This window comes from [Flexibacter] sp. ATCC 35103, assembly GCF_001975985.1.
GTDB lineage: Bacteria > Bacteroidota > Bacteroidia > Flavobacteriales > Flavobacteriaceae > Flavobacterium.
In genome coordinates this window covers 1-12,415 of record NZ_MTQF01000013.1, presented here as the reverse complement: position 1 = coordinate 12,415, position 12,415 = coordinate 1, and the positions used below count along the sequence as shown (strand labels likewise).

The window sequence follows — 12,415 nt, the reverse complement described above, 5'->3', positions numbered from 1 at the left end:
AATTTACAATTGAAAACTTTAATTGGTAATACACCTATTATTAAATTAGAGAAAGATGAATTTAATTTATACATAAAACTGGAGCAGTACAATCTATCAGGAAGTGTAAAGGATAGAGCAGTGAATCATATTTTACAAAAAGGAATTCTTGAAAATAAAATTAATTCAGATACTGTAATTATAGAATCAAGCTCAGGAAATTTTGCCTATTCTGCAGCGCTTCATTGCAAGTATCTCGGAATTAAATTTATTGCGGTAGTAGATTCGAATATAAATACAATCATGTATGAAAAACTGAAATCACTATGCTACGATGTTATTAAAATAACAGAGAAAGATGAAACTGGCGGATACTTGCTTAACAGGATTAAAATGGTAAAGAGCCTGATAAGTCAGAATGAAAATTATTTCTGGACCAATCAATATGCGAATGTTAATAATTATCTGGCGTATTCAGAACTTACAAATGAGATTATCGAAAGCGTTAAAGATGTAGATTACATTTTTGTTGCTGTTAGCACAACAGGAACAATTAAAGGAGTTTCGACCATTGTTAAAGCAATAAATAAGAATATTAAAATTATTGCTGTTGATATACGTGGTTCGATGATTTTTTCTACAGAAAAATACAGTAGAAATATTCCAGGAATCGGAGCTAGTAAGGAATCAGATTTTTTAGAGCTGGGCGATATTGATGACTTCATAATCTTGGATGAAAAGGAAATTATCGAAGGCTGTCAATCCCTTTTGGCAAAAGGCTTTTTTCTGGGAGGATCTTCCGGAGCTTGCTATCAGGCAGTTATTAAATATAACGAACTGTATCCTGAAAAACTGGGCAGTAAAAATATTGTTTTTATATCTCCAGATGGAGGTGGTGTATATGTAAATAATATTTATAAATAACAACTAGACAGGTATTTAATATTATAAAAAGGCTGAAAAAAAGATTTTAATTTAAAGTAAGTAAATTAATAAATGAAAGAATTTATAGAAGAATTATTAAATCATGGTATCGAGATATCGATTAAAGGCAGTGATTTATCATTGAAGTATGAAAATGAAAACTTGCCAACTCAAGATCTTATACAATCAATAAAAGAGAAGAAAGAAGACCTGTTAGATTACTTGTCAGGAAACAGATTTATTACACCAGCCAATAAATCTGAGGAAGGTTATCCCGTTACTTCATCACAATACAGAATGTGGATGCTGAGTCAGCTGGATAAAGTGTCTTCAGCTTATAATATTTCTTTTTCGGCTAAAATTTCTGGATCTCTTGATATTGATTCTTTAATGCAGGCGTTTCAGATTTTGGTAAATCGTTATGAAATATTAAGGACTTATTTTATGTTTGATCAGCTTACAGAATCGGTTAAGCAATTTGTAGTTTCTTCTGAGGAGTCAAAATTAGATTTTTCATTTCTTGATTATTCTGTGGATGAGAATAAAGAACAAAAAATACAAGATTATATAGACAAACAGCATGTTTATACTTTTAATCTGGAAAAGCCTTCATTATTTAGAATATCTTTAATAAAAACAGAAGAAGAAGTTTATTTGTTTTATATTTCTATGCATCATATAATTAGCGACGGATGGTCGACAAATTTAATGGCATCAGAAGTTTTTACTATTTATTTTGATTTAATAAACAATTCATTTTCAAATAGGTTAATACCTTTTCAATATAAAGATTATGCAGTATGGCTTCAGGAAGAAAAGTATGGAAGCAAATATAAAAAAGCACAGGAGTTTTGGTTAGAGCAATTTACTACTATACCGCCTGTGTTAGAACTGCCATCCTTTAAAAAAAGACCTGAAATTAAAACTTACAATGGTAAATATTTTCAAAAGGAATATTCGTTAGAGTTTTTTGAGAAAATTAGAAATTTTTCATTAAAATACCATACATCAGTATTTACAGTTTTAGAAGCCGGTGTTAAATCATTATTATACAGATACTCTAATCAAAACGATATTGTTGTAGGTATTCCCGTGGCAGGAAGAGAACATCCGGATTTAGAAAATCAATTGGGACTATTCATCAACACACTTGCTTTAAGAACTGTATTTGAAGATAGAAACACATTTTCGACCATTATTAAAAAAGAAACCGATTCGTTTTTATCAGCTTATCACCATCAAATTTATCCTTTTGATGAATTAGTGAGTCACCTAAATTTAGATTATGATCTTTCGAGATCTTTATTGTTTGATGTTTTAGTTGTTTTTCAAAACCAAAACCACATCAATACAGAAACTAAAAATGTAGAGGAACTTTCTATAGAATTCGAAAAAATCGATAAACAGACATCTCAATTCGATGTTACTTTCTCGTTTAAGGAAGAGGCAGAAAAACTGGCATTGACGATTGAATATAATACAGATATTTATGATGAATTTTTAATAACAAGAATGTTCAATCATTTTGAAAGCCTTGTTACTTTAGCTATTGAAAATGAAAATACAGCTATTGAAGATCTTATATTTATAACAGAAGAAGAAAAAATAGAGCTTTTATCAAATTTCAACCATACTAAAATTGAGCTTGAAAAGGAAAAAGGTAAAACAATTATAAATCTTTTTGAAGAACAGGCAGCGAAAACACCGGACAATATTGCTGTTATTTTTGAAAACACACAATTAACTTACAAGGAACTTAACGAATTTACAAACCAGTTGGGTCATCAATTGCGATCTTCATATAAGATACAATCGGATGATCTGATTGCTATTAAACTTGACAGAAGTGAGAAAGTATTAGTGGCAATATTAGCGGTTCTTAAATCGGGTGCTGCATATGTACCTATTGATCCTGAATACCCAAAGGAAAGAATAGACTATATAGAAAATGATCTAAAAGCGAAGGCCATAATTGATGAATCTTTTTTAGAAGCATTTACAAATGCAAAAGAAAACTATCCAAATACCAATTTAGTTCACATTAATACACCTGAAAGTCTGGCGTATATCATTTATACTTCGGGAACTACAGGACAGCCCAAAGGTGTAATGATTGAAAACAAAAGTGTGATAAATCTAATTGTATCGCAAACGGAAGAATTCAAATTTACAGCGAATGAATCTGTTTTACTATTCTCAAATTATACTTTTGATGCATCAGTAGAACAAATATTTTTGACACTTTTAAACGGAGCTGCTTTACATATTACATCTAAAAGTACTATTGCAGATCATAATAGTCTTAAAAATTATCTGCAAGAGCATAAGATTACCCATTTTCATGCGGTACCAGGTATTCTGGAACAGCTTACTTTTGATGCTAATTTCTCTTTAAAAAGATTAGTTTCAGGAGGTGATATTTGTACACAAACACTGGCAAACAAATTTAAAAACCAAAAATTTTCGTTTTACAATGAATATGGACCTACAGAAACAACAGTAACATCAATCGAGTTACTTTATTCAGAAGGTAAAATCTCTATAGGGCGCCCAATTGCTAATACTGAAATTTATATACTGGATCAGAATTTACAATTAGCATCAGTTGGAGCTATTGGAAAATTATATATTTCCGGAGCAGGATTATCTCGTGGCTACCTTAATAAACCAGATTTAACAGCAGAGAAGTTTGTAGTTAATCCGTTTATAGAGAACTCAAAAATGTATGACACAGGCGATTTGGCAAAATGGTTACCTGACGGTACAATAGAGTTTCTTGGTCGAAAAGATTTTCAGGTAAAAGTTAGAGGATATCGTATTGAATTGGGAGAAATTGAAACCCATTTTGCGCAATTTAGTAACCATATTAAAAATGTTATCGCAACTGCAAAAGATGTAGAAGGCAATAAAATATTAATAGCCTACTATACAACGGATAAAACGGAAGCCATAGAGAAAGATTCGATTAGAAAATATTTACTGACGAAACTTCCGGAATATATGGTGCCTGCTTTTTTTGTTGAATTAGAGCATATCCCACTGAATTCAAATGGTAAAATTGATTATAAGGCGCTGCCGGATGTAATTGAGAAAGATTTAATAAGAACAGAATTTGTACTTCCAAGAAATGAAACTGAGAAGAAATTAGCAGCCATCTGGAAGGAAGTTTTAGTAATAGACAAAATCAGTATTACTGATAATTTTTTCATTATTGGCGGAGACTCTATTCGTGTACTAAAAGTAGTTAACAGGATTAATAAGCAATGGAAAATAATGATTTCCGTAAGCGATCTGTATAACAACTATACGATAGAAAAATTGTCGGCATTATTAAATATACCACGTTCTGATGCTTATAATTTTGCTGATGACCAAAAAAGAAACCTGGTTCTGGACAAGTTTACTAAACTGAAAAATGAAATATTACTTTCAGGTAAACTTTTTGAAAAGGAAAACATTGAAGATATTTATCCAATGAGTCCTATTGAAACAGGAATGGTGTATACTTCTCTTCGTTACCCTGATCTTACAGGAGTTCATCATCAATCTCTATATCGTCGCGAATTTGATAATTTTAAAATTGAGGTATTCAAAAAAGCCTTAAGCTTATTGATTACGAAACACAATGTACTTCGCACGGAATATAACGTTAAAGATTTTGGATCTGAGGTGAGAATTATACGCAAACAAATTCCTGCCACTATATCTTATGAGGATATTTCAACTTTTGATAAGAAACAACAAGCAACTTATTTAGAAAAATATCTTTCTTCAGAATTAGAAAAACCTTTTGATCTTTATGGTGCGCCATTATGGAGAATGGCAATATTTAAGGAACAAGACAATTGTTATTCATTTATTTGGCAATTTCATCATAGTATTCTTGATGGCTGGAGTAATGCTTCTTTTATTACAGAACTCAACAATACTTATAGTGAATTAAATAAGAATCCAGAATATATTCCTTCAGCCCTAAAATGTGATTATAAAAATTATATCATTCAAAATGATATAGTTCAAAACGATAGAACAGTTCAGGAATTTTGGAAAAAAGAGCTTTTGGATTATACAAGGCTTGATATTTTTGATGAATTAGGAGAAAACATATACGAAGAATCAACCAGTATACTTGAAAAAAACTATCAGGATCGTTTGAGAATACTTTCAACTGAATCTGGTATAAGTATTAAAGCAATATCATTGGGAGTTTTTTCTTATTTGTTATGGCTTTTAAATTATGATAATGAGGTCGTTTTAGGATTGGTTGGCAGTAACAGGCCCGTTGCAGATGACTCTGAACAACTATTGGGTTGCTTTTTAACGGCTACTCCTTTTAAAATTAATACTCCTTCAAGCGATGACGCCAAAATAATTGATTTTATCAGGGACGTTCAGGATAAAATGACTTTGCTTAAAGGGCCTGATCAAATGTCTCTGCCTGATATATCTGCTTTGGTGGCAGGAAAAGAGTCAAAAAATACAAACCTTCTTTTTAATGCGGCATTCAATTATATAGATTTCCATGTACTGGAAGATATACAAATAGATGATTTTCAAGATAAAAAAGAATTAGAGAATATAGAAAAAGGAGCAGCCAAAGCATTTTCGAACTCTTATTTAGATGTTGATATAAATACTGGAAATCAGGATTTTAAAGTGAGTTTGCGTCTTACTCGTAACTTAAAAGGAGATATTTCGTTAGCAAAACTTTCTTCTATTTATTTTTCTATACTAAAATCCTTTATTGACTTTCCTCATATTGCAATGAAAGAAATCAAATACATGGATTCTGAAGAATTAAGTGTACTGGATGGTTTTAATGATATCGAACCTTATTTTGATTTAAACAGAGATATTGTTACCATTTTTCGCGAAAATGTAAAAAAACAAGAAGATAAGATAGCAGTAAAAGACAGTAAGAGACAACTGACCTACAATGAACTTGATTTATCGAGTAATCGATTATCGAATTATCTAATGAATAAGTTTGTTCCGGCACCAGATAATCTTTACGGAGTTATGATGGACAGGTCTGTAACAATGTGTGAAACTATACTGGGCGTTTGGAAATCGGGAACAGCTTATGTTCCAATCGATAAAAATTATCCAATGGAACGTATTTTACAGATTATAAAGAATTCTAATTTAAAAGCTTTATTCATCGATTCAGATATTGATGATGCTATTGCTGATGAATTGTCTAAATTGATTCCGGTTATTAATGCCGATATTATCATTAAAAATGAAGATATTTATAAGGAATACTGCCCTGTTTCTATCAACCTTTCTTCTCTTGCTTATGTGATTTATACCTCAGGATCAACAGGTGTTCCAAAAGGAGCGATGCTTGAACATTGGGGAATGCTGAACCATATTGGATCTAAAATAGTAGAAATGGGCATGGATGAACACAGTATAGTTGCTCAAAATGCTCCCCATACTTTTGATATTTCTGTTTGGCAAATGTTCTCGGCACTTGTTTCAGGAGGTACAACAGTAATCTACGACTATAACACTATTTTGGATATCCCTAAATTTTGTAACGCCATTCAGGAAGATAAAATCAAAGTACTGGAACTTGTTCCGTCTTATTTTTCAGAAATGTTATATTATCTGGATAAGTATAATAATATTCTTCCATTGGAAGATCTGGATATTCTTATTTTAAATGCAGAAACCTTATTTCCTTCCGTAGTAAACCAGTGGATAAAATTGTATCCAAATATTCCTATTGTTAATACCTACGGGATAACAGAAACATCAGATGATCTATCACACTTTATCATTAAAGAAAGTATTACAACAGAAACTACCCCTGTGGGAAAACGCCCAATTCAAAATATAGAAATACATATTGTAGATCCTTTTTTGAAGAGAGTTCCAATAGGAGTAACCGGTGAAATTATTATAGCGGGTCAGGGTGTTGGAAGAGGTTATTTAAATGATAAGGAAAGAACTAATAAAGTTTTCCTTCAAGGACCTGTTGAAGGTCTTACGAAGAAAAAAAGAATTTATCGTACAGGCGATTTAGGAAGGTACAGCCATGATGGTACTTTAGAGTTTTTGGGGAGAAAAGATTATCAGATAAAAGTAGGCGGACACCGTGTTGAATTACTGGAGATAGAAACAAAACTAAATCTGATCCCGGAAATAAAAGAAGCAATTGTACTTGATTTAAAGAATGAAAAGAAAGAAACTTTTCTGGCTGCCTTTTATACTGTAAAAAATAAAATTACGGAGCAGGAACTTAAAAAAGAACTTAAGCAATTACTTCCGGCTTATATGGTACCAAGTGTTTTTATCGAACAGGATAAGTTCTCTTTAAGTTCAAATGGAAAAATTAACCGAAATGAATTAAGAAATTGGAAAATACAAACTTCTGAGAAAAAAGAGACCACTGCAGAAAATTATAGTCCTTTAGAACTAGAGCTGCTTGAAGAATGGAAAGAAGTATTAGGAAGAGATGATATAGATGTCGATGAAGATTTTTTTGACTTAGGAGGTGATTCCTTTAAAGCTATCAGATTGGTATCAAAGAGTAAATATGGATTTTCTATTATTGATTTTTATAATAATACGACCATCAAAACGATGGCAGATTTTATAAAAATGAATAAGGTAGTGAGTGATGGAAGCATTTTGATTCATCTTCTAAAAGCTAAGAATGAGCAGGCCGTTTCCGTAATTGGAGTCCCTAATTCAGGCGGAGAACCTATTAATTTTAAAGATCTTGGAATAGAATTAGGAAAAAAAGAAACAGAGTTTAATTTCTATTGTGTCGATCTTCCTAGAATAGACCCAAAAGAAGATGAAAATATGGATGTTGCTATAGATAACCTGAGTGAAATACTATATGCAGAAATCAAAAGAAAAGTAAAAGGCCCGCTTATCTTATTTGGTCACTGTAAAGGAAGCGTACTTATAATGAAAACGATAGAACTTCTTCAAAAAGAAAATTCGATAGACCTTAGAGCTATTTGTATTAGCTCATTTTTTCCAACAGAAAAAGTAATCACATTTGGAAATCAGTCAGACGAAGAGATTGTTAAGTTTTTAACCAGAATAAATGGGAATATTCCTGAAAATGACTCTGACAGAAAAACGTTTTATAGAAATTTCAGGTATGATAGTGATTTTGCTTATTCAGGATTAAACTATTACCTGCATGCTGTTCGAAAATCTAATTTCACAAAATTTGGAGCTCCTTTTTATTTTTTAACAGGAACCAAAGATCCTGTAACCAAAGGATATAAGAGAAAATACAAAAGATGGCGTGAATATGCCCAAACAGTAGAATTGATAGAAATAAAAGGTGCAGGTCATTTTTTATTAAGAGACAGCTCAATTGAGCTTGCTGAAATTTTTGAAAATATAAGTAATAAATGTATTAGAAATGAATAAGATAAACTATCCTATAATTTTTACTCACGTTCCCAGAAGCGGAGGTATTACATTGAATGGAATATTCAAGAATAATTTTCCTTTGTCACAGCAATTGGAGTTTGAAATAGCAGATTATTATGGTACAACACAAATACCGCTTGCCTTATTTGAGAAAATGCCACAAGAAAAAAAAGATAAGTTTTTATTTTTAACGGGACACATCAGTTTCGGGCTTCATGAATATTATAAAGATCCTTGTACCTATCTTACTTTTTTCAGAAATCCAATAAGCAGGATTGTTTCTTATTACGAAATTATTTCGAATTATGAAAAACATTATCTCTACAAAACTGTAAACGACAATCGATTAGATATAAAAAGTTTTTTAAAATTAAAATTAAGTGCAGAGTTTGATAATGCACAGGTAAGACAAATTTCCGGAATAAAAGGAGTTAAACCCGGAAAATGTAACGAGGATATGCTTGAAAAAGCAATAGAAAATTTAGAAAAATATTATCCTGTATTTGGATTGACTGATAAATATGATGAATCTCTAATGGTGCTTAGTAAATATTATAATTTTCCCACACCTTATTATAGCATACAAAATCAAGGTAAAAATTCGAAAAACCTTAAAATTACACAGGAGATCAAAGACACAATCTATGAAACCAATCATCTGGACATTAAATTTCATGAATATGCTTTGCGCAGATTTGAAACTTTAACAGCTCAGTATGGAGAAAATTTTAATGAAGATGTTATACGATTTAAAAAAAATAACGATTTATTGAAGAAAATAAAAATTGGTAATTTACCCTTAGGTGTCATGATACGCAACTATTATATTAGAAATAAATCAAATAACACAAACTTAAAATGAAAAAAATTATTGTAACTATAGGGCCAACTACGAGGTCCGAAGAGGTTTTTCGTAAAATCTGCAGTACTGATACGAGTTTTGTTCGTGTAAATATGTCTCATGCAGGTCTGGAAGAATTAGAAAGAACGATAATATTAGCCAAAAAATATGATATACCATTTATATTAGATACAGAAGGTTCTCAAATTCGTACTGGAAATCTTAGTCAGGAAAGTGTTTTTATTGAGCAGGGAAATATTGTTAAAATATGGAATAATGAAATTATTGGTGATCAGAATAATATAAATTTTAAACCACATAATGTTGTCGAGAAGCTAAAAAGAGGCGATTTGGTTTTTTTAGATTTTAACTCTTTAATGTTGCGTATTGATAATCTGGATACCTTGAAAGAAGAAGGTTTTATAACAGCAAAAGTAGTTACATCCGGAAGTTTGGGAAGAAATAAATCTGCAGTAATAAATCAAACCGAAAAATCAGATTTTTTACTTTCAATATTATCAGAAAAAGATATTAATGCAATTGATTTAGCATTAGAACACGGAGTAGAATATATTGCCGCATCATTTGTACACAGTGCCGAAGAAGTAGAATATGTGCGTGAGAGAACTAAAGGACGTATGCAGATCATTTCGAAAATTGAAACAAGTGATGCGTTAAAAAATTTAGATTCTATTATCACAAAGTCAGATGCGATATTGATCGACAGAGGAGATTTAAGCAAAGAAATTCCATTAGAGAAAATTCCGCTTATTCAGAAATTAGTATTAAAAAAAGCAAACGAACTTAACACACCCGCATTTATAGCCACCAACTTGCTTGAATCAATGATTTTTAACAGTAAACCAACCAGAGCTGAGCTAAATGATGTGATGACATCATTACTTGATGGCGCTTCCGGTTTGGCTTTATGTGCAGAAACAGCGATTGGAAAATACCCTATTGAAGCGATCAACACACTTTCGAAGATGATTACTGAAGCAAGTTCATTAGAAGAATTTGTAGGCAAAAGCTTTTCTAATAATGCTTATGAAAAACTGATAAATGATAATTATCTTAACGATGATTACAGCTTTAATTTATTGATTAAACCACACGGAGGAAAACTGATTAATAAAATTATAGAAACAAATGAGGAATATGTAAGTTCCTTAAAAAAAATAAAAATAGATTCATCCAAACAAATGGATCTTGAGCAGATTGCAGTTGGAGGATATAGCCCTTTAAAAGGTTTTATGAATAAAGCCGACTTTGATAGTGTGCTGGATAGCATGACCCTTTCTGATAAAAAAACAGTATGGACAATTCCTATCGTATTGGATGTTGATAAAAAAACAGCAGATGGGATTAATGTTGGAGAAACCGTTGCATTAGAAGGTGATAACGGAATAGTTGGTTTAATTAAAATCGAAGATATTTATACCTATGACAAGAAAGAAACACAAGTAAAATGGTTTGGTACCGATGATATTCATCATCCTGGTGTTTTGATGGTCGAAAGAATGGAGAATACCTTTATTGGCGGAGAGATTCATCTTTTAAAACGCAGCGAAAATAAGCTAAAAGAACATGAGCTAACACCTATGCAGACAAGGCGAATTTTTGACGAAAGAGGTTGGAAAAATATCGTTGGATTTCATACCAGAAATGTTCCTCATCGCGGGCATGAACATGTTCAATTAGATGCTCTTAATAAATATGATTGTGATGGTCTTTTTATTCAGCCCGTTACCGGCAAAAAAAAGACAGGTGATTTTTTATCAGAAATCATTGTTGAAACCTATGAAAAACTGATCAACACTTTTTACCCAAAAGAAAAGGTTTTGTTTGGTGTTTTAGCTACTTATCCCCGATATTCAGGTCCCCGTGAAGCAGTTTTTACCGCAATTTGCCGTAAAAACTATGGCTGTAATCATTTTATTGTAGGCAGAGATCATACTGGTGTAGGTAATTATTATAAAAATCTGGCTTCTCATGATATTTTTGAAAATATTCCGGATATCGGAATAAAAATAATTAAATATTCTGATGTTGCCTATTATCCTGAAAGCAATACTCATTCCTGTGAAGATGTAAGCGGCAATCATAAAAAAGACATATCGGCAACTGTTATAAGGGATATGATAAAAAACAAACAACTTCCTCCTGACTGGTTGATTCGTTCTGAAATCTCTGAAATAATTTTAGAAAAAGAAACTGTCTTTGTTGAAGAAGAATCTAATTCAAGAGTAATTTGGTTTACAGGTCTGTCCGGAGCAGGAAAAACCAGTATAGCAAAATTGCTAAAGACGAAATTAAACGAGTCGGGACATACAGTAAAAATAATTGATGGAGATGATGTCAGAGAAAAAACAAATAGTAAAAACAAGTTTACTAAAGATGAAATAAGAAAAAATAATACTCATATTGCTAATTTATGCACAGATTACCTTAAAGCCTATGATTATATATTGGTTCCGGTAATTTCTCCCCATTCAGAAATCCGCGAAGAGGTAAAAAATATTATAGGCCAAGAGCAATTTACTCTATTATATATCTCAACATCGCTGAATACTTGCATAGAAAGGGATGTAAAAGGGTTGTATAAAAAATCGGCAGAAGGTTCTATTACCAATATGATAGGACTTCATGATAATTATCCTTATGAAAAACCTAAAAATATGGATGTTTCTGTTAATACTGAAGGGAAATCGATAGAAGCTGTCGTAAATGAAATTATTTCATATCTACTTTTTGATTTAAAAGATCGTGATGTAATATCTGAAGTCCTATCTTAAAAAGAAAAGTAAATTTATTTTACTGATTAGCCCTAAAATAAATCGATACAGATTATTAGACAATAATATTTAATTAAACACCTGTAAAAACTTTTTTTACAGGTGTTTTTTATTTTATAAAATGATGAGGCTTTAATTAAACTGCATTTTTTTTCGCTTCAGTGTGAAAGATTATTGAAGCATTTTTTTAAATCTGAAGGCATAAAAACAAGAAGCAATTTTATGCTTTTCCTTTAATGTAATGTAATTTTCATACAACAGACCGTAATTTTTAGAATAAAACACCGTAATTTTTAAAAAGTTTTTGTTCTTATTTTGGCTCCATAGAATAAGTGTGATCTATTATTTAGAGAGGCAAGAAAGTCTTAAAATTATTTAAAACTTTAGAAAACTTCTCTTTTTTGTATTTCTCATTTTATGTACAAATGTTGGTTATGTCCAAAAAATCGAGTTTAAATTTTATGAATAAAGA

At 31.1% G+C, this 12,415-nt stretch carries 4 protein-coding genes; all 4 read left to right on the top strand.

Annotated features, from left to right (window positions below):
• The first annotated feature begins 9 nt into the window (after window positions 1-9).
• The 4 genes from BXU01_RS21650 to sat all read left to right on the top strand — a co-directional run bounded on the left by BXU01_RS21650 (window position 10) and on the right by sat (window position 11,943).
• Window positions 10-903, top strand: coding sequence for a pyridoxal-phosphate dependent enzyme (locus BXU01_RS21650; RefSeq protein ID WP_165689817.1), 894 nt, complete (start codon window positions 10-12; stop codon window positions 901-903).
• Between the two features lie 72 nt (window positions 904-975).
• On the top strand, window positions 976-8,304 hold the full coding sequence (locus BXU01_RS21645) for a non-ribosomal peptide synthetase (protein WP_083695508.1): 7,329 nt from the start codon (window positions 976-978) through the stop codon (window positions 8,302-8,304).
• The gene (locus BXU01_RS21640) at window positions 8,297-9,169 is read left to right on the top strand and encodes a sulfotransferase family 2 domain-containing protein (RefSeq protein WP_083695505.1); all 873 of its coding nucleotides are present in this window, start codon (window positions 8,297-8,299) and stop codon (window positions 9,167-9,169) included. The genes BXU01_RS21645 and BXU01_RS21640 overlap by 8 nt, the downstream gene beginning before the upstream one ends.
• Window positions 9,166-11,943: a sulfate adenylyltransferase gene (sat, locus tag BXU01_RS21635; RefSeq protein ID WP_083695502.1), complete on the top strand. Its 2,778-nt coding sequence runs from the start codon at window positions 9,166-9,168 to the stop codon at window positions 11,941-11,943. Before BXU01_RS21640 ends, sat begins: the two co-directional genes overlap by 4 nt.
• Window positions 11,944-12,415 lie beyond the last annotated feature (472 nt).

Bases quoted from the DNA above. Each gene is read 5' to 3' on its own strand.
- BXU01_RS21645 (WP_083695508.1), top strand. From the start codon at position 976: ATGAAAGAATTTATAGAAGAATTATTAAATCATGGTATCGAGATATCG.
- BXU01_RS21640 (WP_083695505.1), top strand. From the start codon at position 8,297: ATGAATAAGATAAACTATCCTATAATTTTTACTCACGTTCCCAGAAGC.
- sat (WP_083695502.1), top strand. From the start codon at position 9,166: ATGAAAAAAATTATTGTAACTATAGGGCCAACTACGAGGTCCGAAGAG.